The 26,351-nt window shown below is 47.2% G+C and carries 25 protein-coding genes; 6 read left to right on the plus strand and 19 right to left on the minus strand.

The genetic code is table 11. The annotated features are described in order from the left end of the window. Positions 1-90: 90 nt before the first annotated feature. Entirely contained in the window at positions 91-588 is a 498-nt protein-coding gene (locus tag K6Q96_RS21975; protein WP_251880155.1) for a GNAT family N-acetyltransferase, read from the plus strand. Positions 589-661: 73 nt separating this feature from the next. On the opposite strand, the gene K6Q96_RS21980 is transcribed toward K6Q96_RS21975, so the two are convergent. Continuing rightward, entirely contained in the window at positions 662-1,834 is a 1,173-nt protein-coding gene (locus K6Q96_RS21980) for a hypothetical protein (protein WP_251880157.1), read from the minus strand. A 349-nt stretch (positions 1,835-2,183) separates the two neighbouring features. Further along, positions 2,184-3,155 (minus strand): DMT family transporter, encoded by a 972-nt coding sequence (locus K6Q96_RS21985; protein ID WP_251880159.1) that lies wholly within the window; start codon positions 3,153-3,155, stop codon positions 2,184-2,186. A gap of 148 nt (positions 3,156-3,303) precedes the next feature. On the opposite strand from K6Q96_RS21985, the gene K6Q96_RS21990 reads away from it, so the two are divergent. After that, positions 3,304-3,759: an Lrp/AsnC family transcriptional regulator gene (locus K6Q96_RS21990; protein WP_251880161.1), complete on the plus strand. Its 456-nt coding sequence runs from the start codon at positions 3,304-3,306 to the stop codon at positions 3,757-3,759. 6 nt (positions 3,760-3,765) lie between these two features. On the opposite strand, the gene K6Q96_RS21995 is transcribed toward K6Q96_RS21990, so the two are convergent. Further along, positions 3,766-4,287 (minus strand): GNAT family N-acetyltransferase, encoded by a 522-nt coding sequence (locus K6Q96_RS21995; protein ID WP_251880163.1) that lies wholly within the window; start codon positions 4,285-4,287, stop codon positions 3,766-3,768. Positions 4,288-4,478: 191 nt separating this feature from the next. On the opposite strand from K6Q96_RS21995, the gene K6Q96_RS22000 reads away from it, so the two are divergent. Continuing rightward, entirely contained in the window at positions 4,479-5,063 is a 585-nt protein-coding gene (locus tag K6Q96_RS22000) for a beta-class carbonic anhydrase (protein WP_251880165.1), read from the plus strand. 50 nt (positions 5,064-5,113) lie between these two features. On the opposite strand, the gene K6Q96_RS22005 is transcribed toward K6Q96_RS22000, so the two are convergent. The 4 genes from K6Q96_RS22005 to K6Q96_RS22020 form a co-directional block, all read right to left on the minus strand. After that, positions 5,114-5,884, minus strand: a complete 771-nt coding sequence (locus K6Q96_RS22005; protein WP_251880167.1) for an HvfC/BufC N-terminal domain-containing protein — start codon at positions 5,882-5,884, stop codon at positions 5,114-5,116. After that, positions 5,881-6,708 carry an MNIO family bufferin maturase gene (gene bufB, locus K6Q96_RS22010; RefSeq protein ID WP_251880169.1) on the minus strand — a complete coding sequence of 276 codons (828 nt, stop codon included), beginning with the start codon at positions 6,706-6,708 and terminating at the stop codon, positions 5,881-5,883. The genes K6Q96_RS22005 and bufB overlap by 4 nt, the downstream gene beginning before the upstream one ends. 22 nt (positions 6,709-6,730) lie before the next feature. Then, positions 6,731-7,012 (minus strand): BufA2 family periplasmic bufferin-type metallophore, encoded by a 282-nt coding sequence (gene bufA2 / locus K6Q96_RS22015; protein ID WP_251880171.1) that lies wholly within the window; start codon positions 7,010-7,012, stop codon positions 6,731-6,733. Positions 7,013-7,573: 561 nt separating this feature from the next. Continuing rightward, positions 7,574-8,452 (minus strand): LysR family transcriptional regulator, encoded by an 879-nt coding sequence (locus K6Q96_RS22020; protein ID WP_251880173.1) that lies wholly within the window; start codon positions 8,450-8,452, stop codon positions 7,574-7,576. Between the two features lie 146 nt (positions 8,453-8,598). Between K6Q96_RS22020 and K6Q96_RS22025 the strand changes: the two genes are divergently transcribed. Genes K6Q96_RS22025 through K6Q96_RS22035 form a run of 3 tightly spaced genes read left to right on the plus strand, consistent with a single transcriptional unit; the run spans position 8,599 to position 11,450 of the window. Beyond that, the gene (locus K6Q96_RS22025) at positions 8,599-9,744 is read left to right on the plus strand and encodes a four-carbon acid sugar kinase family protein (RefSeq protein ID WP_251880175.1); all 1,146 of its coding nucleotides are present in this window, start codon (positions 8,599-8,601) and stop codon (positions 9,742-9,744) included. Then, positions 9,731-10,759, plus strand: a complete 1,029-nt coding sequence (gene pdxA / locus K6Q96_RS22030) for a 4-hydroxythreonine-4-phosphate dehydrogenase PdxA (RefSeq protein WP_251880177.1) — start codon at positions 9,731-9,733, stop codon at positions 10,757-10,759. Before K6Q96_RS22025 ends, pdxA begins: the two co-directional genes overlap by 14 nt. Beyond that, positions 10,749-11,450: a beta/alpha barrel domain-containing protein gene (locus K6Q96_RS22035; protein ID WP_251880179.1), complete on the plus strand. Its 702-nt coding sequence runs from the start codon at positions 10,749-10,751 to the stop codon at positions 11,448-11,450. The genes pdxA and K6Q96_RS22035 overlap by 11 nt, the downstream gene beginning before the upstream one ends. 65 nt (positions 11,451-11,515) lie before the next feature. Here K6Q96_RS22035 and K6Q96_RS22040 read toward each other — a convergent pair whose 3' ends face one another. The 12 genes from K6Q96_RS22040 to K6Q96_RS22095 form a co-directional block, all read right to left on the minus strand. Beyond that, positions 11,516-13,114 (minus strand): methyl-accepting chemotaxis protein, encoded by a 1,599-nt coding sequence (locus K6Q96_RS22040; protein WP_251880181.1) that lies wholly within the window; start codon positions 13,112-13,114, stop codon positions 11,516-11,518. Between the two features lie 184 nt (positions 13,115-13,298). Further along, a complete protein-coding gene (locus K6Q96_RS22045; RefSeq protein ID WP_251880183.1) occupies positions 13,299-13,835 on the minus strand; it encodes a GNAT family N-acetyltransferase in 537 nt (178 codons plus the stop codon). 12 nt (positions 13,836-13,847) lie between these two features. After that, on the minus strand, positions 13,848-15,023 hold the full coding sequence (locus tag K6Q96_RS22050) for a MerR family transcriptional regulator (protein ID WP_251880185.1): 1,176 nt from the start codon (positions 15,021-15,023) through the stop codon (positions 13,848-13,850). A 127-nt stretch (positions 15,024-15,150) separates the two neighbouring features. Further along, positions 15,151-16,668, minus strand: a complete 1,518-nt coding sequence (locus K6Q96_RS22055) for a HEAT repeat domain-containing protein (protein ID WP_251880187.1) — start codon at positions 16,666-16,668, stop codon at positions 15,151-15,153. 300 nt (positions 16,669-16,968) lie between these two features. Beyond that, positions 16,969-17,946, minus strand: coding sequence for a hypothetical protein (locus K6Q96_RS22060; RefSeq protein ID WP_251882372.1), 978 nt, complete (start codon positions 17,944-17,946; stop codon positions 16,969-16,971). Between the two features lie 327 nt (positions 17,947-18,273). Further along, positions 18,274-19,464: a choline ABC transporter ATP-binding protein gene (choV, locus tag K6Q96_RS22065; RefSeq protein ID WP_251880189.1), complete on the minus strand. Its 1,191-nt coding sequence runs from the start codon at positions 19,462-19,464 to the stop codon at positions 18,274-18,276. A gap of 2 nt (positions 19,465-19,466) precedes the next feature. Beyond that, positions 19,467-20,315 (minus strand): choline ABC transporter permease subunit, encoded by an 849-nt coding sequence (choW, locus tag K6Q96_RS22070; protein ID WP_251880191.1) that lies wholly within the window; start codon positions 20,313-20,315, stop codon positions 19,467-19,469. 89 nt (positions 20,316-20,404) lie between these two features. Then, positions 20,405-21,355 (minus strand): choline ABC transporter substrate-binding protein, encoded by a 951-nt coding sequence (locus tag K6Q96_RS22075; protein ID WP_251880193.1) that lies wholly within the window; start codon positions 21,353-21,355, stop codon positions 20,405-20,407. Between the two features lie 122 nt (positions 21,356-21,477). Then, positions 21,478-23,160, minus strand: a complete 1,683-nt coding sequence (gene betA / locus K6Q96_RS22080) for a choline dehydrogenase (RefSeq protein WP_251880195.1) — start codon at positions 23,158-23,160, stop codon at positions 21,478-21,480. Positions 23,161-23,185: 25 nt separating this feature from the next. Further along, positions 23,186-24,646, minus strand: coding sequence for a betaine-aldehyde dehydrogenase (gene betB, locus K6Q96_RS22085; RefSeq protein ID WP_251880197.1), 1,461 nt, complete (start codon positions 24,644-24,646; stop codon positions 23,186-23,188). Continuing rightward, complete coding sequence (gene betI / locus K6Q96_RS22090; protein WP_251880199.1) at positions 24,647-25,258, minus strand: transcriptional regulator BetI; 612 nt, start codon at positions 25,256-25,258, stop codon at positions 24,647-24,649. Positions 25,259-25,877: 619 nt separating this feature from the next. Further along, positions 25,878-26,285, minus strand: coding sequence for a nuclear transport factor 2 family protein (locus K6Q96_RS22095; protein WP_251880201.1), 408 nt, complete (start codon positions 26,283-26,285; stop codon positions 25,878-25,880). Positions 26,286-26,351 lie beyond the last annotated feature (66 nt).

Below are 26,351 nucleotides of genomic sequence, written 5' to 3' on the forward strand. Positions count from 1 at the left end.
CAAATCGTTTTAGGGTCAGATTCGGTCTGTTTTAACTGAGTCTGACTTGTTTTGATATCCACCCACCTATGAAGCCCTCTTCGATATTTGATGAAGCCCGTTTTATCCAGCCATCGCCTAGAATTGCGCTCTCTCACTCACTCTGATGCCGATGATTTGTTCGAAGTTTATGGCAACGAACAAGTCATGGAGTTTGCGTCTGACCCGGTGTTCACCTCAATTGAAATGGTCCACCAAATGCTAGCCAGCGTTGCTCGATTGGAAGCCTCAGGGGAGTCTCTTGAGTGGGCGATTGTTGAGAAAGCTTCAAACAAAGTGATTGGTACATGCGGGTTGCACAACTTTAACCAAGCGCGCTCTAAATGCGAAGTCGGTTGTTTGTTACATCACGCTTATTGGAACAAGGGGTTGATGTCTGAAGCATTGCCGCTTCTATTTGGGTTTGCTGGCTCAGTGGGTGTTGAGGCGTTGATAGCTGATATCGATAAAGACAACGTTCGTTCCATTGCCCTATTCGAAAAACTTGGTTTTGAAGTCAGTGGAAAAGATTGCCAATTTGTACAATACCAAAAACATACCGGCAGATAACCTGGTTGTTAACTGCCGGTATACTAGCTCGATGACCGAAGTCGCCTGAGCTGAGGAGGCTAACTAGAATGAGTTATTTTTTCAGTTCATTCCTGACTGCCTGCATTTTATTACCAGAAAGGTATCCGTCCTTGTATTGTTTTAACGCTTTCAAGGTCGGAAGCTCAATCATTCTTACATCAGATGCTTCCATCGCGCTTTCAATGACTCGATGCAGTTTCGTTTCATTGTCGTCTTCATCACTCTGAACTTTCACGACAGTTTGGAAATAGACAGGGGCTTTTTTCTTTCCCTCTTTTAAATAGTTTTGGGCAACATAATAGATTGCATTAGTGTCATCAAAGAATGCGGCATTGTTATCTTTAGTTTCTTTATGTTCCAAACTGTTGTTACCAATAATGCAGTTGTCATTTTTACGGCATACATTGACAATTTTTCTCATTTTATCCTTAGCAAGCGGCCAGTCTTCTGTCAGTTTTTCACCTTCTGGTGGAGCAATCCCTGCATGGTTTGAATAGTCATTGAAGTGCGCACGGGCGACGGATACCCATGTATTTTCCCATGCGTTTGCAACGATGTTTATTTGCTTTTTCTGGCAACTAAAGTCTTCTTCGAAGGTAAGTCCGGCAGACATCAGCACACCGATATTGGTTAAGCCATCTACACGGTCCACATAGTTGTCACCATTCTCTGCACGGTGCATGTCGGCACTTTTCATCATGCAAGCCGTAATTGAGATCTCTCTCAGAATTTCATTACGCACATGGTCTTCATCGTCTTCTGGCTTGGCATCAAACTCTTCAGCAAGTGCCTGATGTAACGCCTTATATTTGTCTAGAAACGCATCTTTCCAGAAGTGTGGCAAGTTACCATCTCGACCTTTTCCTACCTCAGCATAGGCAACGTAAGTCGACCCGATATCCGGGTTATCCAGGATATGGTCTGGGCTATACTGCCCAGCAAACACTCTTAACTTAGCGCCCAAATTCACATCGTTCGCTTCGTTATAGTCTTTGATGTCATTCAAGGCGTCTTCTATCAATTGGAAATCATAAACGCCATCTTCCGGTTCCAGAATCGCCCACTCAGCCTGAATCACCACACCGTCTACATGCTTTGCCCAATCAGTAGGCTTGTTCCTATCGTTTTTACCGGGCTTATCGTAACCACTTCTTTCGCCAATCGATTTACCAACATCACCACGAGTGATAAAACCTTCCAGGATCGCTTTACTTGGTTCAGCCATAGCCGCACCTGAAACCAGTGTTACCAGTGCAACTCCAATTCGTAGTCCTTTACAAATATTGTCCATGATTCCCTCAAAAATATTATAAGTGCCAAAAACCTTTATATATGAGACGCCGTATCAGCATCGGGAATTATGAAACCACATTCAAAATGACATCTATTGATTCATTTTTGAGACAGCAAGAATCTAATATATTAGTTTAATATTTATGCCAAAAGGTCGCATAAATAGCCATCAAATTAATTATATTAAATCCAATATACATTTGGTTTTATAGATTCTAATAATCACTTCAGCACACTTTAATCGATTAAATATTCTCATCTAGTTTTCCGTTTATTATGTATTATTTTTGATGCACAGGCGGTTGATAGTTTAATGACGCATCGTTTTTCATAAAAATATTGCTTGCCACTAAGCTCCCGACACAAACAAACCCCAGCGCAGACATAGTCAGCATATCCGGCACTTCGTTGAAGATGGGGATCGCCAGCAAAGTCGCAATTACTGGTGTCGCACTGCCAAATGCCGCACTTCGCTCTGCCCCTAGCTGTTTAACGGCATACATATAAGTGCAAGACGACACTATCCCTGCCCCGACACCTTGCAACAAGGTATGGCTGAACACCTGCTGCCAAGGCCAACTTGATAGCGGGGTTTGATGCAGCGTACTCGGCAACCATCCAACAGTGACCGCCACAAACAGAACCAAGCAAGACATGATGGCTAACACGCCAGAACACGCGAGGGCATTGAGGTTTGCTACCCGCGCACTGATCGTGAAAATGGCCCACATCAAGCTACCTAATAGAAATAACAAATGCCCTTTGGACTGCGCCCAGTCATAGGTGCCTTCCGAACTGCTTATATTGCTTACGAGAAACAGAGCCGTGCCTATCGCGATTGCAGCAAGTCCAAGTTTGCGGTGTGAGCTTAATGGTTGCTGATAAAAGAGCACGGCAATGGCGGTAACAAACAAAGGCAAGGTACCCGGCACGAGCGCACTACCGTGAGAGACTGGGACATATTGCATCGCGTTACTTGCCACCAAAAGATAAGGCAGTCCGCTGCCAACAAACATACCTAGCAAGTATTTGGAGGGAATCGCCGCTATTTGTGCACGCGCTTTATAAACAAAGGGAGTCAGCAGAAAAGCAGGAACGAGAAAGCGCATGAGTGCCAGATCAGCAGGCAGAAAATCGGAATTCGCGCCGCCTTTTAACGAGAGAAAAAAGCCCGCCCACACTAAGAGGGTCGCCATCATCGCTAAATATCCCGTCGCTTTGTTAGTTGTTCTTTCCTTAGATGCTGCAATCATATTCGTCCGAATGCTGTGTGTGAGCGATAAACGCTATTATCTTGCACATCAGTTGGTGTTAGTTGGCAATCTTTCACCTAGTTCACGCACACATTGATGTTTTCAGCTAATATTGAGTCAAAATTTGAAGAATAAAAGCGTACTTAAAATGGATCGTATCGATAAACAACTTCTGGAATTAATGCAAAAAGACGCAAGGCTCACTACCGCAGAACTTGCGGAACTAGTTGGCCTATCGCCTTCACCGTGTGCAAGGCGTATCAAAAGGCTGGAAAAAGAAAGGATAGTCGCGGGATACCACGCTTCATTAACGAGGGATAAAGTCGGCATCGCTATGACAATGTTTGTGGAAGTCAGCCTGAACAATCACCAAGTGACGTCAGTTGATGATTTTGAAAAAGCGATTGGTGATATGCAGGAAGTAGTCAGCTGTCATGTTGTTTCTGGCACTTATGACTATTTACTGGAAGTGGTAGCAAAAGACCTGAGCGGCTATGAACAATTCACCCGAAAGCTGCAATGCCTGCAAAATGTGAAAGACATCCACACTCAACTGGCAATTCGCAAGGTGAAAGACCGTGGGGTATTGCCGATTTACGTCTAGCGATGACTAAAGCGCAGATCGATAGTATTTCACTCGGCGATCTTTGCCCTGCATGCGATTGGTTCGAGTACCGGTATACTCCACACCCAGTTTGTTAATCACAGACTGGGACTGCTGATTCTCTTCCAGGTGCATGACCTCCAAATACTTCATGCCTAGGTGCTCTTTCGCAAAATCTATAAGCGCACGAGACGCTTCAAGAGCATAGCCATTTCCCCAATAAGGTACGCCAATCCAGTAACCTAAAACGCCTACGCCTTCTTCAATGCTGGGAAAACTGACGGTACCGATAAGTTGTTGATCGCTTTTCAATATGACCGCATAGACGACACCCTTTCCAGACTCCCATTTGGCTTGGTGAGTCGCTATCCAAGTCTTTGCCATGTTCAATTCGTACGGATGGGGAATATTCGCGGTCATATCTGCGATGCGTTTTTCGCCCGCTAATTGAGCGACGATTTCACTATCTTCTTCTGCGAACGGACGAAGGGTGAGGCGTTCAGTATCAATGTTAGATTGGCTCTTCAATTTAAACCCACTCTTAACTCACCAATTTTTAGATGATTGTTCACTACCACAAAGAAAATGTACACCCGACTAGATAGATATCATCATTTGTTGTCCATTCGAATACCTCGGTATGGTTAAAAGCGACCGCGCGGTTCGCATTTACTGCCTTTTGCGGGCCACGCGCGCCAAAACCGAAAATGAGGATCGATATGATGAGCAAAGTAAAACAAGAAGTTGAACAAGCGAATCAAGAATACGTCGCGAATTTTGGGGATAAAGGACAATTACAAATCCCACCCAGCCGAAAGTTTGCCGTTCTTACCTGCATGGACGCACGACTTGACCCCGCTAAATTCGCTGGGTTATCTGAAGGCGACGCGCACGTCATTCGTAACGCGGGCGGAAGAGCCAGTGATGACGCCATTCGTTCATTGGCTTTATCACACAAACTGCTCGGAACCAATGAGTGGTTTGTTGTTCATCACACCGATTGCGGCATGCAGAAATTTGATCAGAAAACCATGGGTGATTTGCTCGAAAAGAGCCTAAATACCGCCGTGCATAATGGTACCGAATGGGTCAACACAACCGAAGAAGGCGGTTCAGTCGAAGGACACTTTGTGAATTGGCTGACATTTAGTGATTTGGAAGCTAGTGTTGTTGAAGACGTAAAACGAATTAAATCAAGCTCTTTGGTGTCTAAAGATATTCCCGTTTATGGCTATGTCTTCGACTGCGAAACAGGAAGGTTGATAGAAGTCGAAGAGGCGACCAAAGCCGGCACAGCAATTTAAGAGAATTTAAGCAGAGGTGGTGGTCTTTATGTGTTGCTCTTGGAAGTCAATTAATCATTAAAGGCCAACACCTCATCCGCAATCCAGCGATGCAGCATTTGCCCAAACTCAACGGACACATCGACGTCAGGGAATTGCGCCTGTAGATGTGCGCCGAGGTCACTGAGATTCACACCTTTCTGAATCATAGAAATAGCGGCAGATTCTAATGGCGAAATACTGCGGAAATGTGGAGAGTGCCCTTTTCGCCAAACCATCACATCGACAGCTTGCGGCAATGGCGCAACGGTTGGAGGCGTTTCTTCTTTGTCGATAGCATGCCAGATATCGAGGGTATTGCACGTATGCGTGGTTAAGGTCAGGGTCGGCACGGCCAACAGTTGGATATTTTCCGGATCAGCAGCAGCCTTCACCTGAAGTGTTTCCATTGCTAGCACATCACTGTCTTCACCGTCGAACGCTCTTCTCAACGTCCAATCCAGTTCCGCCAACTCTGCCACTTCAAGATCATCAGGAAGCTGCTTAGCGATAAACTCGGCAAACAAGTGACCGTAATAGCCAATGTTGTTGTAAGTCGAAGGTTGAGTTTGTACGTAGTCCGCAGCCAATTGGTTAAACCAATCATCGCCTAAGTAGACCGCGGTGTGTTCAAAGTTGTCGCGCAAGACATCAATAAGCCGGATGCGATAGGCGTTGTAGTAAATCGCCAAACGATCTCTTGATGGCAGGCTGCCTTCCCTTTCATTTACCCAGTCAGCCTCAGTGCATTGCTGGCTAAGCACGATGGTTTGGAAGCTGTCCTGAAGGGATTGAAGACTCATGCTGCACCCTCCGTTTTCAAAGCGTTTGCTGCAATTTTGCGCGCGGCATCCAACTCATCCAAAAGCTCACCCAAAGGTGGGACATTATCGTCACGTTCAATCATGGTCGGTACATTGCCGTAGCGGGTTAGCGCGTATTCATACAAATCCCACACACCTGCACAAACCGGGTGGTCATGTGTATCAATCAGGTGGTCGCCGTTGTTTTGGTGGCCGGCGAGATGGAACTGGCAAATGTGATCTTTGGGTACGCCGTCAATAAATTCAAACGCAGAGAATCCATGATTGAAGGCACTGACATAGATGTTGTTGATATCCAATAGAAGCTGGCAGCCTGTCGCGTTGCAAATCTCGGTCAGAAATTCCCATTCAGTCATTTCCGAATCTTTGAATTCAACATAGCTTGAGACGTTTTCTACCACCAAAGGACGCTTCAAAACATCCTGAGCGTGGTGAATGTTTCTCGCCACCACATCCCGCGCTTCCTGCGTGAATGGCAATGGCATTAAATCGTGAAGTTTGCGTCCATGAACGCCGCCCCAACAGAGGTGGTCTGAAACCCACATGGGTTCAATTCGTTGTTCGAGCGCTTTGAGGCGTTTAAGATAGTCTTCATCCAAGCCATTAACCGAACCAATCGACATGGAGACACCATGCATAGTCATCGGGTAGTCGGCACGAATGCGATCAAGTACGGCCAATGGCTTTCCGCCATTGACCATAAAGTTGTCAGAAATGACTTCCAGCCAATCGACAGGTTGTCTTGCATTCAGAAAATCGTTGTAATGCTGAGTGCGTAAACCCAGTCCAAAGCTCAAAGTCATTTCATTCACTCCAGTCAATCAATTAGACGTCAGAGATTACGCCGCCTTTATCCAGACATTCTTTGGCTTCCATCGCTTTAAAACCATGGCCGCCACAAGCGTTTTGACCTTTGCATTGGTGCTCAGCTGTTTTACAGTCTGACTGACCTTTACAAGAGTGGATACCATAACAGTGAACTTTATCACCGGCACCAATTGCAGCACCTGTGCTACCTGCTGGTGATTCTGCTGCGAATGCGCTCGCGCTCATTGCTACTGCCAGTGCTACTGATGCAAAAGTGGCGCTCTTTTCAATCTTATTCATTGTCTGTACTCCGGTATTTGTAGGTTGGGTAACCGACAAACTGTCCATTCACGGGTATTCGGTTACCTTTGGGTTAAGACGCATGTCTAACTCCCTCAAACAGACCCCAGCATTTTCATGAATATTTCGTAGATGAATAAACTCTGTGCCGAATTAAGCACTATCCCTCTGTTTTATCTGAACTAAAAAATTTAAAAAAAATCCAATATACATATAGATTCATAAATGAATTTCTTAATCAAATGACTAAAAAGAGAGAATGTTTGAGACAATGGCGAAGCGAGAAACTGGCACCATTGACATATCGAATGGGAAATTTTTCAAGTTTATTGTTATCAGCCATACGCAGTGCGACGGAAGACCTTTGTGCCTATTGGCGGGGAATTGGCCTGGCTTCCACCCCTTCACTCCCAACGGGACAAATAACATCGCGGGAATGAGTGCGGATAGAGGAATTCCGACAAAGAAGAGAGACTAAAAGTAGTCCACAAGTTGAATGCCAAAATAAACCCCAGCTCTCGTTTATATGTCCTGCTTACATTTCTTACCCGTACCAGGGCATTAATCGTCGCTTAAAGACTCTCCCAGAGATTTAAGCCAGCGTTTAACCTCTGCCGCTTCGCTGCTTAATGGCTTCTTGCTTTCATACAACAACCCATAGTAAGAACCGTCTTTAACAAAACCCAGAGGGCTAACCAATCGCTGTTTTTTTAGCTCATTAATCGCCAATACTTTCGGACATATCGCCACACCCAAACCATTCACGGCCGATTCAACCATCAGAAAATGGTGATCAAGAAAACGATATTCACGGGGAGGTTTCGCGTCTGGACAGAGTGCCAACCAGTCTCGCCATGCGTCTGGACGGGTTTTACTGGACAAGGCAACGTAATCACCTTGTTCAAATAACTCACGCTGTTTTTCCGTCATCACGGGGCCCATTTCTTCCTCAAACAACGGCTCGACCTTCCAACGCGGGTCAACACTGAAATCCATTCTTCGAAGCGCTAACGTGATGCCATCCCGTTTAAAGTCAAAATGTCCTCCCCCAACAGAAAGATTGATTTCAATATCTGGTCTCGTGTCCTGAAACTGACTGAGATATGGGATGAGCCAATGCATCGCCACCGAGCGCTCACAAGATAACAACACCGGTTTTGAAGGGATAGGTGTTCTAATTTCTTCTAGTGTATCGGCAAGGTCTTCAAAGAAGCTCCGCATCAGTTTGTTCAGCTTTTCCCCTTCCGGCGTTAACTGAACGCCTCTACCTATCGGTTCCAACAGACTCACTTGTATGTCTTCTGAAAGCTTGCTGACACGTCGACTGACAGCGCCATGAGTGAGGGCCAAATCGTCTGCCGCAGCCCTGACGGAGCCCAGCCTGCCCACGGCCTCAAAAGCTCGCAAGTCATCCAAAGACGGGATATCTCTCCGTTTCATGTCATTCCTTAACGCTTCGGTATTTCATTTTTACTCTAGCAACATTGGTGATTATAAGTCACCAGTACCTGTCAGTTATTGTCGATATTCGTCTCTGCCGCATTGCCTTAGCATTTCCCCATGATTTCAATGGAGGTATGCAAAGGATGAAAGTACGCATCATTGCTGACGATTTAACAAGTGCTGCAGACGCTGCCTTACCTTTCTATGAAAAGGGCAAACATTGTGAAGTGGTTCTTAATCATCACCAAAATCCAAGCGCACAAGTTGTCTCTATCGACACGAACTCTCGCAGTCTGACCGAAGAGTTGGCTTACGAGATAACCAAACAGGCAGCCGACAATGCGCAAGAAAATGAACTGATCATCAAAACTATCGATTCCACGTTGCGTGGGCACATTGAAGCGGAGATCCGCGCCGCTTTTCATGCCAGTAGAAAACAGCATCTTGTTATCGCCCCCGCCTTTCCAGACGCTGGGCGCATAACCAGAGCTGGCGTTCAGTACGTTAATGGCACTCCTGTTGCTGAATCCAGTTATGGGAAAGATCCGGTACACCCTGCGCTCACATCTTCGATTGTTGAGTTGGTTCCCGCAGATATTGGCGCTATCGCGGTATTGGCGGGAGATGCTTCTTCCGAAGCCGTTAATGAGGCATTGACGAGTAACAAGGTGCTCATTCTGGATGCCGACTCTCAGCCAGCACTGGATTTATTGGTCAGTCATTTCCCAAACCCTGAAAAGATTCTTTGGGTTGGCTCGCCAGGCTTGGCTCGAGCGCTGGCCGTAAGGTTTGAGAGTCAACCCTCTGAGAGTTCGTTTCCCTTTAAGGCTTCCAGATTACTCGTGGTGATAGGCAGTGCAAACGAAGTTAGCCACCAGCAAAAGGCGCAGCTCGAATGCACATCCATTGGCTTAGAAGAACAGAATTCCCACGCGCATGAGCTCGCTATGCTCGCCGCACCATCAATAAAAAACGCAGACCCAAAAAGCGTGTTGCACAAGCTATCAAGCGAAGCAGCTCGTCTTATTACTCACGCGCGCTATGACGGATTGATCGCAACAGGCGGTGAGACTTCCCGCGCTATTTTGGATCGCATTGGCGTGACCACTATGACGCTGTGTCACCAGTTGGAGAAAGGCTTTCCGGTTTGTCACGCCGTTCTGCCCCATTCAGAAACACCTTTTCTTATCGGGTTAAAAGCAGGGGGATTTGGCAACCCAGATTCCCTGAAAAATGCCATCTACCAATTCGGATTCAACCACAAAGGAGAACGTCATGTTAGCGAATGAAAAGCCGATTGCTATTACCATGGGTGATCCTTCCGGTATTGGGCCAGAAATCATTATGAAAGCCCTGAATAATCCAGAACCATTGCCGACTTGCGTGGTAATTGGAGACCTCACCGTCATCGAGTCGACATTGGCAATCTGCCAGCCCCACATGAAGTTAAATGTTGTCGCTCACCCTCGTGATGCTCGACGTCAACGAGGCGTTCTGAACCTACTCGTCAGCAGTCATCTCGACAAACACCCGCGCGTGGGCCAGGTACAAAGTGACAGCGGAGAAATGGCATTTAAAGCCATTTTGAAAGCCATCGAGTTGGCAAAAAATGGCGAGGTTTCTGGCGTGGTAACTGCGCCCATCAACAAAGAATCGTTGAATCTTGCCAAGGTGCCTTACCCCGGACATACCGAGATTTTTGCAGATTACGGCGGAGCAGATGATGTGGCCATGATGTTGTTAAACGAGAGCATCAAAACCGTGCTCGTCACTGTGCATTGTTCCTTGCGAAATGCCATCGAGCAGGCTGATTTCAACGCACAATGCCGTGCGATTGAACTGGCACATAACGCCTGTATTCAGTTTGGCATTCCGGAGCCTCGCATTGCGGTCGCAGGTCTGAATCCACACGCTGGAGAAAACGGACTTTTCGGTGATGAGGAGAAGAACATCATCACTCCCGCTATCGAATACGCAAAGCGAAAAGGCATCAATGCCTCTGGTCCATGGCCCGGAGACACTGTGTTTATGCAGGCCAGAGAAGGAAGATTCGATATCGTCGTCGCCCAATATCACGATCAGGGGCTGATACCGGTGAAGTACATGGGGCTAGATGAAGGCGTTAATGTCACACTCGGATTACCCTTTATCCGCACCAGCCCAGACCACGGAACAGGTTTCGATATTGCAGGTAAAGGCATCGCCTCGCCCTCTAGTCTGCTGGCATCTATCCGATGCGCCCACCAGCTATCACAAAACAGAAATACACTGAACCAACCAGAGGAGAGCCAGTATGAGCTTTGATTTTATCTTTATGCTGACAGAGAACGACAAAACCATCCCTGACGCGCGCGAGAGAATAAAAGAGGTGATTGATGGCGGAGCGATACATATCGGCTTCAAAGATGTCGGTTTGCCTTTTGAAGAACTGCAGTTGCTGGCTGAGGATATTCGCCAGGCAGGAGCGTTTGTCTATCTGGAAGTGGTGAGTTTGGATCAGGAGAGTGAAATCCGGTCAGCGAAAGCAGCAATGACGTTAAACGTCGATTATCTGCTTGGTGGTACGAGGCCGGAACTGGTCGCTCCATTGGTGAGAAACCACCCTCTCAAGTACTACCCTTTTGCAGGAGAAATCGAAGGACATCCGAGCATTCTGAGTGGCAGTGTCGCTAGCATTGCCCAGCATGCAGGAGATATTTCAGCTATCGATGGCGTCGACGGGCTAGATTTGCTGGCGTACCGTTTCGCGGGAGATGTACCCGAGTTAATGCGCAGAGTATGTGAAGCGTCATCAAAGTCGGTCATTATGGCAGGGAGTATTGATAACCAAGAGCGTATTGAGGCGGTATACCAATCAGGTGCCTCAGGCTTCACGGTCGGCACGGCAGCCTTTGCGGGTGCATTTCCATCAGAAAAGCCGGGGTTACAGAGTCAGGTCAGCGCCATATCCAAGAAGTGTCTGGAAGTTCAGCAATCACCTCGACCGACTGGATAGCGACACGGAAACTCATTGTACCAACAAGCCTGCTTGATGCAGGCTTGCTTTCTTTAGTCCCTCGTTTAGGTCTTAAACTGCATCGTGAGTTTAGACAGCTCACTCGACTGACTGCTTAGCTGACCACTGACATTACTGGTGGTATTGATGGCATCAGTCAATGACTGGCTTCCGCGCTTCAACTCCCTTCTTCGCTCTGTCAGGTGTTCGATCTCGCGATGCTGGGAATTTAGCGCCACACCAGCTTCTGCACTGAGTTGTTCCAAGCCTTCAAACGTGCGGTGCATTTCACTGAGATATTGTTGGAGCTGCACACTCGCCTGCTGGTTGTTTTCACTCGCCATCTTAGTCTCGCTCAATAGTGAGCTTGCATCTTCAACCTGTGAAATCAGATCGTTAATCCAGTTCCGAATGTCTCCCGTCGATTCAGACGTACGTTTCGACAAACTACGAACCTCATCTGCGACGACGGCAAAGCCTCTGCCCTGCTCGCCAGCGCGTGCAGCTTCAATAGCCGCATTGAGCGCCAACAGGTTGGTTTGTTCAGCAATGGACTCAATCACATCAGTCACCCCAGAGATTTTTTCACTGGTGGCTCTCAGAGTTTCCATCGTGATTGCCACTTTGCCGACAGAATCGACACTGTAAGCAATTGACCTCTCTGTTGCGGTCATTTGCGCCTGAAGATCACCATTGTCTTTGGCCATTTTGCCGATACATTCACGCGTGTTGTTAACTGCCGACACAATGTCTGAGGTCGCTGTTTCCATCACAGTCAAAGACTGAGCCACTTCATTGATTTGCGACTGAGTATCTTTGTTAATATCCGACACCCTGTGGCTCTGGCCGTCGAGCGTACCGGATTGCTCATCCAACTCCCCAGTTCTGGTATTGATGTGCGTGACGAAATGATTGAACTTCTCCAGCAAATTATTGGATGCCCGGACAATGGCTGACACTTCATCTTTGTAATGGTCTTCAAGACGCACAGTAAGATCAGATTCCGTATCAATGTTGGTCAGTGCCGTCGAAATCCTATTCATACGAATGATGACGGTGTGGTGCAGCCACAACATCAGAATCACTGCAACAATGATCGCTATACCAATTGCGGCCATGATGAACATCGACTGTTGCTTTAAAAAGGCGATCAATCCACCTGCAGAAACATTCGCATATTCGCGCCGCTCTGCCAGCTTTTCACTGATCGCCACTAACATTGGGTCTACCGCCGGATATAAATCAAAGTCGACCACTCGCCCAGCGTCATAGAAGCTTTTGTCTTTAATCGCACGGGATAACTTAGTGACATAAGCATCAATCTTCTCTTTATTTTCCGCGTTGGCACGAACCCATTCACTAAGAGAAGGATGCTGATAGAGCTGCTCCCAGCTCGCTTGGTAATTTACTTGGAAGCTCTCAAACTGCGGTGTGATTTCGCCCCAAAACAGAAGCTGAGCTTTAATCTTTTGAGAAAGGGTTGAGAGGTCTCGATGATCTCTTTCAAGCGCCAAGAGCGCCCATACTTCAGGAAGCTGTTCGTTCACGTATTCCGAATACGCATCGGTCGAACGGGATGAAATCCACAGCGCCAAACTGCCAAGTCCTATCGTTGACGCGAGAAAAAGTGTGAATGCCACCAGCAATCGCTGACGTACGCTCATAGTGTTTCCTTTCACTTACCTACTGCTTTTGCTGGTAAGCCTAGTAACGCTATATTTCACATTGGTTACAAATTTATCACTAAAAGCGACAGCGGGCTGATATGCGACTTGAGTCACACTTAAAAATTCACATACTATTTGTAAAACAATAGGTTAAAAAGCGCACAAAGGCGCTTTTTAACGACTACCAAAGTTCTGGATTGTTCAGTGCAGGTACACAGCCGGATTCACCTGAAATGGCCTCTAAACCTTCGCCATTTAGCGACTGTCCCAGCCAACCTTCCGGGAAACTCAATGGCAAAGGCGCTTTGATAACCTCTTCGCTGATTTGTGCAAATCCCACCTTGCTGTAGAAGTTAGGATCGCCATAGGTCACAGCGATATCGACGCCTTGGGATTTAAGAATACTCAATGCATGGTTAATCAGCGCCTGACCAATACCTTTGCCTTGAACTTCTGTACTCACCGCCATTGGCGATAGCAGCTTGGCTGTTTTATCACTTTCCAAAGTGAGCGTGGAAAACATCACGCTGCCAACAATTTTTTCTCCGTCTTTGGCAACGAATACCTGTAAATCTTGCTCAGGCGTGGTTTCCATCATTTCGCGGGCAAATGCGCCAAGCACTTTGCCTTCTGCTTCACCTTCAGAATTCGCAAATGTCGTATGGAACAACTCAATAATCGATTCGATATCGGTCTTTTGGTAAGTGGTGTAATTCATGTTTCATTTTCCCTAGCGGCCTTTCTTTTTAAGCACAAAGACCTGATAACTAAATTCGTTCAAATATCGGTTGTAGATGTTCAGTTCAGCCTGAATATCCTTCAGCGCTGCTGATTCCGGCATGTCTGCTTTCAGCGCATTGACTCTTTTTTCCAACGGCTTGAAGTAGTTTTCCCAAGCCTCTGGAGCGAGCGTAAAACTCTCTATGATTTCATATCCTGTCGCTTTCGCCTGTTCTTCACGTCGGGAAATCGAGCCAATGTCTGGGTATTCCTGTAGCCAGAATGCTTTGGTTTCGTCACTTGGCGTGTCGGTCAGCCAGACCAAATCACTTAACACCAAAACACCGTCATGCTTGAGCACTTTGCGCCACTGTTTAAGCGCATTTTCTACCCCCATGATGTAGGCACAGCCTTCTGCCCAAATCAGGTCAAAACTCTCAGGGTCAAAGGGCAATTCCGTCATGCTCGCATTCACTGTTCTAATGCGACCTGAAAAGCCGAGTTCGGCTGCACGCTCGTTCAAGCGGTTAAGCACAGAAGGCTCATTGTCCAGCGCTGTAATCGCTGCGTCGGTATGTTTTGCCAACACAGTCGTCGCAATGCCTTTACCACAACCAATCTCAAGCAATGTCTTCGGCGAAAACTTCGCACTGCTGAGCGCACGAAATGTTTCCTCTTCCGAACCTGGCCCCCAACGATCCAACGTCTCGAAAACACGCATAAAGTCGGCCATGTAGCGGTCATGTTCATTCATGTCTTTTGATAACCATTTCAAGTGCAGCGCCTCTTTTTCACTGAAGCCCTGCTTTATTAACCACTCGAGATGCGCGTCTGGGGCTATTGTGTCGACAGATTCATGCCAAGCTTTTAAGTCCCCTTCACCCAGTAGCGCCGCTAACAATTGTCGTGATTGCTGTTTATGTGCAATCTCTTCGTCCAACTGTTTCAGGCGACTCTGCAGCAGCTCACGATCGACCTTGGCATTCAGGCAAGCTTTGCATTCCTTGAGCGTTAAACCTCCAGCCTGAAGCTTCTGGATAAGGCGGACGCGCTGAACATCTTTGTCACTGTAAACGCGATAACTGTTTTCCAAACGTTTACCCTGAATCAGTCCCTGCTTTTCGTAATAAAGCAGCGCCGTGCGGGATAATCCAACCAAATCCGCCAGCTCGGAAATGCGGTACATGCTTGCCTCCTATGCCCATCAATGTCGCCACCTTAAACTATAAAGCTGTAGACAGGTCAATAAGATTTCTTTGGGAGAAAAAGAAAACGCCGATATTGAAATCGGCGCCTAATCGATGATGTGAGGTTTAACGACTTATCAAATCCTGAGCCAGCGCCAGTGTAGACGCCGACACATCTGGCGTTTCCAGAATTTTTCTCGCAATGGATTTGTTCAAAGCTGTTGGTTGGGCATTATTCGCGAGAAAAGCGAATAAAAGGTCGCGGGTGGGTGCCAGTATGTTCGGTGAATCAATCCTGCTCCTGAGTTGCGCTTGGTAGCTTTCTGAAAGCTTCAGATTCTGGCTGTTATTTTCAATACCTGAGGTAATGGCCTTCACCACACTAGGGTGACCGTCATTTAGCATTTGAGTCAGCAGCCTTGATTGCATTTCTGGATTCCGGCTCAGCATTTTGGCTGCCACTTGCCTTTCATCAGCATACTCACTTTCCAGATATGGCAGCACGCGGTTGTCGAGTTCTGCATTACCCAGATTGGCGATAGCCAACAGTTCACTGTAGCCCGCCCCACTTGAAGCCAGTTTGTTGGCAAGAAACCCTGTGACCTCATTGGTCATCCTCGGGTTCTGTTTACCCAATATGCCGATGTTCAGTATGGCGGTTTGCGCCAACAGACGATTGGAATGGCTAAGCATGTTTTGAAGCGTGCTGAGGGCAACCTGGCTGTTAATCTCCCCCATTTTAGAAATAGACATTATCGCTCGAAGACGATCCGTTTCTGCTAAAGCGTCATCTTCAATGATGGAGGACAACACGTATTCCGCCTCTTGTTCTCCAGAACGTTCGAGGGCAAAGATCAGACTGGAACGCATGCTGTCGGTGATATCTTCTGAGGTCAGTAAATCCCGTACGAACCCCCATCCCTGATTCACTAAGTAGACCCCAAGCACCTTCGCCGTATCCAATGTCGGGTTTGCATCGAACGCTATCAAAGTCTCCATAAAGTTTTCATCGGTCACTTCCACATCTGGCGTTGTGTCGTTCAGTGCCACTAGGTACCGACTGTTTGCTTCAGCATTGTAGTTTGCCGAAGCAAACAAGGTTCCTCTCGGTGCGATAGGTTTAATGAAAATTTGTTGTTCTAATTTCAGCTCATTCACATCCATCGAAATGGTTTTTCGGGTGATGTTTTTGAGCTTTGAGGGAAAAGCAAAATTGTCTATTGTTAATTGCCAGCTGTCGCTATCAGCCAACGTTTGATAGCTTGCTGAACTGCCAATGTCTGCGGCTTTCTTGCGAGTGACTGAGTCACCGTTAATCTCATAGAGATAAGTGTGGGTGCCATCTGGCAGTTGCAGGCTCTGAATACCCTCGTAGTAAGAGAACTGCTGAAGCAATGCTGTCATGATATTCAGCGGATGCATTGGCTCTAAGCCAAGCATGGAAACATCCTTGAATGCACCGTCACGGTACCCGAAAGTAAATCCTAGATACGAAGGGATTTGGGTATTGGGGTCTTCTGACTCAAACTTCACGTCAAACACAACGCCTTTGTTTGGCACTCCACCTTCCATGTCGAGTTCAAAGCTCAGTACATTGGTAAAATCGGCCAAAACGGCGTGCTGTGTTGAAAGTTTGGACTTCACTACCGCCTTATATGCCCTGACTGTCGGGACTTGTTCGCTGTTTTGTGGGGAGTATGAAGTGATATTTTCGTCAGGAGAACCCCCCATCAATAAAGTGACAGCGTCACTTATAGTATTTACCTCTGACGATACGTATGTTTTCTCTGATCCTGACTCTGTTTCAAACCATACAAAATATGCTACTACCGCTGAGCAAACAATCAGAGAAATTAGAACGATATTTTTGTTCATGACTTATCCATTCAAAAACAGGAGGCACGAGAGTCTGTTGACCTTTGGTGCCTCCATAAATATTAATAATTAGAAGTAAGCCGTTTTTTCATAAATCGTGTGGTTAAACTCGTAAATCGGCGACCAACTAATCAGATCAGTCTCTGCATACAATATTCGCGCAAGGCCAAATAGTTTAACGTCACAGTACAATCCAATTTTCCCATTACCGCCTTTAGCGCTCGCATCCCATTTAAGCTTGGTGTAATACTGGTAATCCTTTGTTTGGTCACACTCACAGTCAGGCTCGTAGGAAATACCGGCTTCAGCGTATGCTTTTGTGCCGGCATTAATTAGGGTCAGTGAACCTTTCACTCCTTTTTCAACCGTTTTAAATAGAAGATTCAAGCTGGCGTAGCCTTTTGCTGTCGCATCCCCAGAAATAAAGGGACGAACACTGGCATAAACAAAGTCTGGACGACGCTGGCCATTGATTTCGATTGGCTTGTTAGGCTTATCGAAACCACCAACTTCAAGACCTGCAGCAAAATCTGCCCCAACTTTTAACGCCGCACCGACTTTCACTCCGAGACGGAACACGCCTGCTGGATCGATAGGCACTTCAGGGATAGGCACTTCTGCTTCTGCCACTGTATGACTGATAGTGCGATTGATATCAGCACGCAATAACGCGTCACACGTTGGGCTCAGTGATAAGGGAACATCACTGCCCACGCTGAGCGAAAGATGCAAACCACGGACGCAATTCAGTTCTTCAGGATTAAAGTTCAAGTCGACACCGCCAAGTACGGAACCCAAAGTGGTGTTATGTGGACCCACAGTCACTTTGAATTCATTGTCGGTGTTACCAATTACTTTTCCCCCGGTAAACTCCACATAACCGAAGCCCTTGCGTGTTTCCACGAAGTTTTTCACGACGTTATGGGTATTTGCACGATGTGATTTATCAAGTACCTGCCCCGCATAGAGGCCCACTGCCTGAGTTTGAAACGATGAAACCGAGAGTACTGCTGCACAGAACAGCCCCCCTATCTTCCTAATCTTCATCATATTTTCCTAATATTATTAAAATGTCACTTTGGTTTTGCCTAAAAATTTCAAGGCAAAAAAAATGTAATCTACAAAAAGGAAAAAAGAACTGAATGAAGTCGCTTTTGGAATTAATTGATAATTTTGTACTAGTACTCAATTACAGGTCATGTATGAGTTTGGCATTATTTTAAGGAAAGCATTATTTAGACAAGGATAATTTTACAGGATATCTTCTTTTTGATAATTAAAAAACATTATAACTAAAATTTAATTATGTTATTCACTATTAAATAAAAACGGCCAGATATTTTCTGACCGTTTTTATTCAGTTCGAATTATATATCATCCTACATTGGAGAAGTGCTTCCCTAGCAGGGCATGATAAAAATCGTTATCAGATAATACTCCAATAATTTGGTCATTCTCCGCTAATAACAGAGGTAAACCTGTCTGGTATCGAATTTCAAGCGCATTACGCATTGAAATGTCCGCATTGGCTATAACGATGACATCTTTCGGCAACGCACAAACATCGGTTTCACCATCCCAAGTCAGGATCGGCAAGGTTGTTTCACCACGATAGGCAGCAATCAATGAACTCTGACTATCAAACTGAAGTCTACTTTGCTCCATTTCGTTAAGCATAACCATGTTATTACGTCGCTCAAGATCGCCAATGGCAGTCATTAAAGAACGGCCTCGTAAAACATTAAGCGGATTGGTATGCGCCACAAAGTCTTCAACATACTGGGTCTCTGGGCGCAGCACAATGTCTTCCGGTTTACCATGCTGTATGATTTTACCTGATTCCATAATAGCAATGTTGTTGCCAATCTTCAGGGCTTCATCCAAGTCGTGGCTCACAAACAAAATCGTCTTGTTGAGCTTACGTTGAAGCTCCAATAACTCATCTTGAAGCTGGTTTCGGATCAAGGGGTCGAGAGCTGAGAAAGGCTCATCCATCAGTAGAATGTCGCTGTCCATACAGAAAGCACGCGCCAAGCCGACTCGTTGCTGCATGCCACCCGACAGCTCGTGAGGCAGCTTGTCATGCCACTCACTCAAGCCGACCATTTCGAGCTTTTCCATAGCGCGTTTGCGGCGCTCTGCTTTACCCATGCCTTGCATTTCGAGGCCAAAAGCAACGTTGTCTACCACGCTGAGCCAAGGCATCAGTGCGAACTTCTGGAACACCATGGAAACGCGGTGTGAGCGGAGATCACGAAGCTTGTTTGCATCAATGCCGTTAAGCTCCACCATCTCCTCGCCATCACGTACTTTTAACGATCCCCGAGTCACTGGATTTAAGCCGTTCACAGCACGCAGCAAACTGGATTTACCAGAGCCGGACAGCCCCATCAACACACAGATTTCACCTTGTTCGACAGAAATGGTGGCGTTACTGACACCAACTACATTGCCAGTCTCCTCCTGAATTTCCTGACGGGTTTTACCTTCGTCCAGCATGGTGATGCTGCGCTCAAGCCCATGACCAAAAATCACGTCGAGGTTTTCAATCGATACTGCTTTCATGATTAACCCTCTTTTCCTTGTGAAGCCGGCGCTTTGCAAAGACGATCGAGGATAATAGCGACCAATACAATCGCGAGTCCTGCCTCAAAACCTTGTGAGATATTCACTGTATTCAGAGCGCGGATCACAGGCTTACCCAAGCCGTCCGCACCCACCAGCGCTGCAATCACCACCATTGATAAAGACAACATGATGCACTGGGTAATACCCGCCATGATGTTTGGCATGGCGGCAGGGAGTTCCACTTTGAACAGCAGTTTGGTCGGTGTCGCACCAAAAGCCTTGCCTGCTTCAATCAACTCTTCTGGCACGCTGCGGATACCCAGATAAGTCAGGCGGATAGGTGCGGCGATGGCAAAAATAATCGTGGAAATCAGGCCAGGTACAACACCCAGACCGAACAACACTAATGTTGGGATCAGATAAACGAAGGTTGGGATGGTTTGCATCAAGTCCAGAACCGGACGCATAAAGGTATAAAGCCAAGGTCGATGTGCAGCGAGAATACCCAGCGGCACACCCAGTAATACCGACAACATGGTCGCGGTGAGCACCAGTACGAAGGTTTCTATCATCTCCGTCCAGTAGCCCAAATTCAAAATCAGCAAAAGTGCTGCAACGACAAAAACTACCAGCGAAACGCGTCGGTGAAGCAGCCAGGCGATGCCCGCAGTCAACGCAATAGGCACATACGGTGGGAACCATTGCATCACATCGACGAGGGAAAGAATCAGCCATTCAAGCGAAATAGAAAGCGCGTCGAAAAAGCCCGCTGCATTGTAAGTTAGCCAATCGACAACGGTTTCCATGTAGTCGCCGAGAGGAATTTTATTATCTGTAATCCAGTTCATGTGTACTCCAAAATCCATATTGATGTGCTGGGCTGGTGACCAGCCCAGCACCCGCTTTCGCGGTTACTGCTTGCGAAATGCAGTTGGGTTTACTGGATATTGAGATGAGCTTTCACAGCAGGGAGTGCATCTTTGCCGTCTTGTGTTTTTACGCCGTCCAACCAAGCAGTCAACACGTCAGGGTTGCCTTGCAGCCATTCCTTCGCAGCCACTTCCGGTTTCTCACCGTCGTTCAGAATGCCGTTCATGATTTCGTTTTCCATTGGCAGAGTGAACTTCAGGTTGGTCAATAGCTTGCCGATATTTGGACACTCGGAGGTATAGTTTTGACGTACGTTGGTGTAAACATTCGCACCGCCGTAGTTAGGGCCAAAGTAATCATCACCACCGTCCAGGTATTCCAGTTCAAAGTTGCTGTTCATTGGGTGTGGTGCCCAGCCTAGGAACACGATCCACTGGTCACGGCGCACGGCACGTTTAACCTGAGAAAGCATACCCGCTTCGCTTGATTCAACCAGTTCGAACTCTTTCAGACCGAACGCGTTGGTATCAATCATGTCCTGAATCAGACGGTTACCATCATTGCCCGGTTCGATACCGTAGATACGACCTTTAAAGTTGTCTTCAAACTTCGCGATATCAGCGAAGTTTTTCACGCCGCCTTCAAACGCATACTTTGGTACCGCGAGAGTGTACTTTGCGCCTTCTAGATTCATACCGATGGTTTCTACGGTGCCAGCCTCACGGTACTTCGCGATATCACCTTCCATGGTCGGCATCCAGTTACCGAGGAATACATCGATGTCGCCATTTGCCAGCGAGGTATAGGTAACAGGGACAGACAGCAGTTGGATGTCAGTATTGTATCCCATACCTTGCAGTACAAGCGTGGTCGCAGCCGTCGTGGCGGTAATATCCGTCCAGCCCACATCAGAGAAGCGGACTGTTTCGCATTGGTTTGCCATTGCAGGCATGGCAGTAAGACCTACCGCCAGTGTGATGCTCAAACCTGCCAGTCGCTTAGTCTGTTTATTATCCATGGTTACTTCCTCTTCCTTTCTTTTTGGCTGAGGGCGCAACGACTTGCTGCGCCCTTCCGTTTTTTTACTTGGGTATTGCTGATGTTGCTTGTCGCCCTCACCTCGCCTGCTGCATAGGTCCCTTACTGCAAAGGGTTTAGGCGTTGCTGGGTTTCCCAGTTTGGGTCAATCCACACCGACACATCCGCCGGCGCTTCCACGGGTTGCCCCAAAATCATGTCTGCAGCACGTTCAGCAACCATGATGGTTGGCCCATTCAGGTTGCCGTTCGGAATCGTTGGGAACACAGATGAATCCACCACACGAAGATTGGCAATACCGCGAACACGAAGCTCGTTATCAAGCACGGCCATATTGTCGCTGTCTGCGCCCATTTTGCAGGTGCAGGATGGGTGATAAGCGCTTTCCACATTGGCCTTCACCCAGGCATCAATTTCTTCGTCAGATTCAACCTTCACACCCGGTTGGATTTCACCATCGCGATAAGGCGACATCGCTTCTTGCGCCAGAATCTCGCGGGTTAAGCGGATGCAGTCGCGCCAGTCCTGTTTGTCCTGCTCGGTACTGATGTAGTTAAAGATGATTTCCGGTTTGTCATTGATGTCGGCACTTTTAATGTGCACATGACCACGGCTTTCCGGTTTGTTTGGCCCAACATGAACCTGGAATCCATGCCCTTCCACCGCAGACTTTCCGTCATAACGGATTGCTGCCGGCAAGAAGTGATATTGAATATTTGGCCATTTAATGCCCGCACGGCTTCGGATAAATGCGCAGGATTCAAAGTGATTGGTCGCTCCGAGACCGTCTTTGAACAAAATCCATCGAGTACCGATAAGGCCTTTACTGATAAGACCCAGCTTGCCATTCAGGGTGATTGGCTGTTTACAGAAATACTGAAAATAGACTTCCAAATGATCCTGAAGGTTTTCACCTACACCTGGCAGGTCATGCTTCACTTCCACACCTACATTTTCCAGCACGGATTTCGGGCCCACGCCAGATACCTGCAACAGTTGCGGAGAACCCACAGAGCCTGCAGCACTGATCACTTCTTTACGCGCTGTCACTTCGAACGACTGACCGCCTTTTTCATAGGCAATACCTGTCGCAGCTTTATTTTCAATCAGGATTTGTTTGACCGTCACACCTTTAATCAGTGTCAGGTTGTCGCGCTTTAACGCGCGGCGAAGATAGGCATTTGAAGTAGAGGCACGCACACCACCATCGACGGTCATGTGCATGGGTCCAAAGCCTTCCTGCTGATAACCGTTGTAATCTTCTGTGACCGGATAGCCAGCCTGCTCACCCGCATCGATAAACGCGCGATACAGCGGGTTAAGCGCCATATCGTTACCGTTACAGGTGCCAACAGGGCCGTTGCCCCCGCGGTATTCGTCTTCACCACCAACCCAGGTTTCCGCGCGTTTGAAGTAAGGCAGACAATTTTGGTAGTTCCAGCCTGCCGCGCCGTTAGCTTCCCATTCATCGTAATCACAAGCATGACCTCGAACGTAAACCATGCCATTAATCGATGAACTACCACCTAAAACCTTGCCGCGAGGACAATGTAGCTTCCTGCCATCCAACCCGTCTTCAGTTTCGGTTTCAAATTGCCATGCATACCTTTCCGTATTCATTGGGTGCGAAAGCGCAGTCGGCATTTGAATGAAAATGCTTCGGTCAGTGCCACCCGCTTCAAGGATCAGCACCTGATGTTCACCCGACGCGCTCAGGCGATCTGCCAGGACACAACCCGCAGATCCAGCACCAACGATGATGTAATCAAATTCTGTATTCGACATTCCAGCCCCCATCAGTCCCGATCTCTTATGCGTAAGGACTGTCTACATCGCCCAATTCGACGTAAACACTCTTGGTTTGGGTGTAACTGCTTAGAGTCTGGATACCGTTCTCACGGCCAATTCCGGATTGCTTATAACCGCCGACAGGCATTTCCGCAGGAGATGCGCCCCAGTTATTAATCCAGCAAATGCCCGCTTGAAGCTTGGCAATCACGCGATGTGCACGGGAGAAATTGGTCGTAAAGACGCCTGCTGCAAGGCCATAGGAGGTATCATTGGCGCGGGCAATCACTTCCTGCTCATCGCTAAATCGCAGCACAGACATCACAGGACCGAAAATTTCATTCTGAACATGTGGCATGTCATCCGTACAGTTCGCAAACACGGTAGGTGCAACGAAGTTTCCTTTCGCCAATTCACCTTCTGTCACTTGGTAGCCACCACATAACAGGGTTGCGCCGCTTGCCTTACCTTTGTCAATAAAGCCGAGCACTTTGGATAGATGTTCTTTGGAAATCAACGCACCGATTTGCGTTTCAGGGTCGGTAGGGTCACCTACCACCAGCTTTTCAGTGCGGGCTTTTAGTTGGGCAAGAAACTGGTCATAAACATCATCATGAACAAAAACACGGGTACCGTGCGTACAGACTTCACCTTGGGTGTAGAAGTTGGCAATCATCGCGCCTGAAACCGCGTTATCGAGGTCTGCATCGTTAAAAACAATCAATGGCGATTTACCGCCAAGTTCCATGGTGACTGGCTTTAGCGTACCTGCTGCATCTGCCATCACTTTTTTGCCCGTGCCGCACTCTCCGGTGAAAGACACTTTCACGATGTTGTCATGGCGCGATAGCATTTGACCCACACGGTAGTCGCCTTGAACAACGTTGAATACGCCATCTGGCATACCTGCTTCGGTAAAGATTTCTGCCAGTTTCAGTGCCGTTAGCGGTGTTTCTTCCGAAGGTTTAAACACCATAGTATTACCTGCAGCAAGTGCTGGGCCTGCTTTCCACATCGCGATTTGAATCGGATAGTTCCAGGCACCGATGCCTGCACAAACACCCAGGGGTTCTTTTCGCGTGTAGAAGAATTGCTTTTCACTCAGGCTTTGCTGCTCCCCCTGAATAGCTACAGCAAGACCCGCGTAGTATTCGATAACATCCGCGCCAGTGACGACATCCACATACTGGGCCTCTTGCATTGGCTTACCGGTATCCAACACTTCCAGCGCTGCCAGCTCATCATTGCGCTCACGCAGTATCGCGACGGCTTTATTTAGAATGCCACGACGCTCTGCCGCACTCATTGAAGACCAAACCTTGAAGCCTTCCCAAGCAGAGGTCACTGCAATGTCGACATCCGTCTGACTTGCTTGTTGGACCTCAGCAAGCGCTGCACCGGTAGCAGGGTTTAATGTGGTAAATGTTTCACCGGAAGTCGCGCTAACATACTTTCCGTGAATGTATAACTGTTTAATATCCATTTAATTTTTGCCTTTTGTTATGGATTCAAATTCTTTTAGCTGAAGCTTGAGATAGTCTTCGACTGTCGCGACAGCAGCATGTGGATCAATGCCCTCGGGAGCCAGTGCTCCACGAAGCCAAATCCCATCGATCATCGCCGCAATACCTTGGGCAACGAACTTGGCACGCTCTTTCGGCATCAGCTTTTTCAATTCAATGCGAAGGTGTGATAACAGGCGTCTTTCGTTAACGCGCTGCAATCTGAACAGCGCTGGTTGGTGCATGGCATGAGACCAAAACGCCAGCCAGGTTTTTGTGACTTTGCTATTGACCTGATTCGGGTCGAAGTTACCTTCAACGATTGCCAGAATCCGGCCGTATGCATCGTCAGGGGAAGTGATGTTCAATCGGATTTGCACACCATTGGAGAGCTCGCGAAGTACCGATCGCATGGTTTCTTCCAGAAGACCGTCCTTCCCTCCAAAGTAGTGATTAATAATGCCTGCTGAAACGCCCGCTTTGCGGCTGATCAGTGAAACACTTGCACCTGCCAGACCAACTTCATCGATCACTGCCATGGTTGCAGCGACTAGCTGCGGACGGCGAATCGCTGGCATCCCTACTTTTGGCATTTATTCCTCCGGGCATGTTCAAACCTTCCACACATCGGCTAAAAATGTAGCGGAAGCTTTTCTTGATTGAACGTTCAATTAAAATAAGAGTTACAAATAAACCATTTGTTGTCAAAACAATACTTCACGTTCAAATACGGAAGATAAACCAACATAAGGAATTTAATGACTATATTTCATGTGGTTATAAAGAGATAATAACAAACAACGGAAGCGCTCAATCGCTCAATATTTAGCACACTAAACATTTTTGGCAGTAGCACAGCCTGAAATAGTGCTCTCATGGCGAAAGCGTTGTCCCGAAGTGATTCGTGCATAGTTACTATTCCGTGAGCCGTTTGGTGATTTTGACCGTGATGAACACATAAACAATGAGTGAAACCAAAATCATCAAAAATGCCATACCAAAGGACAGAGACTGATATTCAAAAGTAGAAGGCAGCAACAGATTCAGTCATAACGCTCTGAAAGTTCCGAAGAAGACTGAGTTAACCCTAGCGCGCCGCGTTCTTAGAGCAGGAAAAGAGAGATTGATTCCTTGGATGCAGATTATGAAAATGTGGTCAATAAAGGGGCGAGAGCCCCTTTTAGAATCACTCTTAAAGCGTGTGATTAATATTTAGTTTCCCCAGAAAGTATCTTCCGCAACCTGGTCTGCCGAATAAAGCCAAGCTTCAACAATCTTTCCATTGACGATTGTAATCAGATCAACACCTACCATACGCATTGATAGCCCCTCGCGTTCTGCAGAAAACTCTACAATCACAGCAACCTTGTCTTCATTGCCACCCACTACGTTAAAGGTTTCGATTTTGAAGGAGCCCACAGACATCTCCATCATCCCACCGATCATGCCAAAGACGGCTTGTGCGCCCTCGTGTTTTCCTGAAAATCGATTGTTACCCGGCTGATACCAAACCACATTTGGCGCCACCAGCGCACCCAGTGTTTCCAGATCACCGGTTTGTACTGCCTGAAAATAGGTTCTGGCCACTTCCATATTCTTACTTACATTATCTACGCTCATTTCAATGTCCTCTTTGATTAATATTCGCAACTTTTAGGGTCTGTTGTTTACGAATTAAATCTTATG

It is taken from the genome of Grimontia kaedaensis (genome assembly GCF_023746615.1).
GTDB classification, from domain to species: Bacteria; Pseudomonadota; Gammaproteobacteria; order Enterobacterales; family Vibrionaceae; genus Enterovibrio; species Enterovibrio kaedaensis.

Bases quoted from the DNA above. Each gene is read 5' to 3' on its own strand.
- K6Q96_RS22005 (WP_251880167.1), bottom strand. From the start codon at position 5,884: ATGAGTCTTCAATCCCTTCAGGACAGCTTCCAAACCATCGTGCTTAGC.
- choV (WP_251880189.1), bottom strand. From the start codon at position 19,464: ATGAAAGCAGTATCGATTGAAAACCTCGACGTGATTTTTGGTCATGGG.
- betI (WP_251880199.1), bottom strand. From the start codon at position 25,258: ATGCCAAAAGTAGGGATGCCAGCGATTCGCCGTCCGCAGCTAGTCGCT.
- K6Q96_RS22060 (WP_251882372.1), bottom strand. From the start codon at position 17,946: ATGAAGATTAGGAAGATAGGGGGGCTGTTCTGTGCAGCAGTACTCTCG.
- pdxA (WP_251880177.1), top strand. From the start codon at position 9,731: ATGTTAGCGAATGAAAAGCCGATTGCTATTACCATGGGTGATCCTTCC.
- K6Q96_RS21990 (WP_251880161.1), top strand. From the start codon at position 3,304: ATGGATCGTATCGATAAACAACTTCTGGAATTAATGCAAAAAGACGCA.
- K6Q96_RS22075 (WP_251880193.1), bottom strand. From the start codon at position 21,355: ATGGATAATAAACAGACTAAGCGACTGGCAGGTTTGAGCATCACACTG.
- K6Q96_RS22020 (WP_251880173.1), bottom strand. From the start codon at position 8,452: ATGAAACGGAGAGATATCCCGTCTTTGGATGACTTGCGAGCTTTTGAG.
- bufB (WP_251880169.1), bottom strand. From the start codon at position 6,708: ATGACTTTGAGCTTTGGACTGGGTTTACGCACTCAGCATTACAACGAT.
- K6Q96_RS21985 (WP_251880159.1), bottom strand. From the start codon at position 3,155: ATGATTGCAGCATCTAAGGAAAGAACAACTAACAAAGCGACGGGATAT.
- K6Q96_RS22050 (WP_251880185.1), bottom strand. From the start codon at position 15,023: ATGTACCGCATTTCCGAGCTGGCGGATTTGGTTGGATTATCCCGCACG.
- K6Q96_RS21980 (WP_251880157.1), bottom strand. From the start codon at position 1,834: ATGGCTGAACCAAGTAAAGCGATCCTGGAAGGTTTTATCACTCGTGGT.
- K6Q96_RS21975 (WP_251880155.1), top strand. From the start codon at position 91: ATGAAGCCCGTTTTATCCAGCCATCGCCTAGAATTGCGCTCTCTCACT.
- betA (WP_251880195.1), bottom strand. From the start codon at position 23,160: ATGTCGAATACAGAATTTGATTACATCATCGTTGGTGCTGGATCTGCG.
- K6Q96_RS22000 (WP_251880165.1), top strand. From the start codon at position 4,479: ATGATGAGCAAAGTAAAACAAGAAGTTGAACAAGCGAATCAAGAATAC.
- K6Q96_RS22025 (WP_251880175.1), top strand. From the start codon at position 8,599: ATGAAAGTACGCATCATTGCTGACGATTTAACAAGTGCTGCAGACGCT.
- bufA2 (WP_251880171.1), bottom strand. From the start codon at position 7,012: ATGAATAAGATTGAAAAGAGCGCCACTTTTGCATCAGTAGCACTGGCA.
- K6Q96_RS22040 (WP_251880181.1), bottom strand. From the start codon at position 13,114: ATGAGCGTACGTCAGCGATTGCTGGTGGCATTCACACTTTTTCTCGCG.
- K6Q96_RS22035 (WP_251880179.1), top strand. From the start codon at position 10,749: ATGAGCTTTGATTTTATCTTTATGCTGACAGAGAACGACAAAACCATC.
- betB (WP_251880197.1), bottom strand. From the start codon at position 24,646: ATGGATATTAAACAGTTATACATTCACGGAAAGTATGTTAGCGCGACT.
- K6Q96_RS22095 (WP_251880201.1), bottom strand. From the start codon at position 26,285: ATGAGCGTAGATAATGTAAGTAAGAATATGGAAGTGGCCAGAACCTAT.
- K6Q96_RS22045 (WP_251880183.1), bottom strand. From the start codon at position 13,835: ATGAATTACACCACTTACCAAAAGACCGATATCGAATCGATTATTGAG.
- choW (WP_251880191.1), bottom strand. From the start codon at position 20,315: ATGAACTGGATTACAGATAATAAAATTCCTCTCGGCGACTACATGGAA.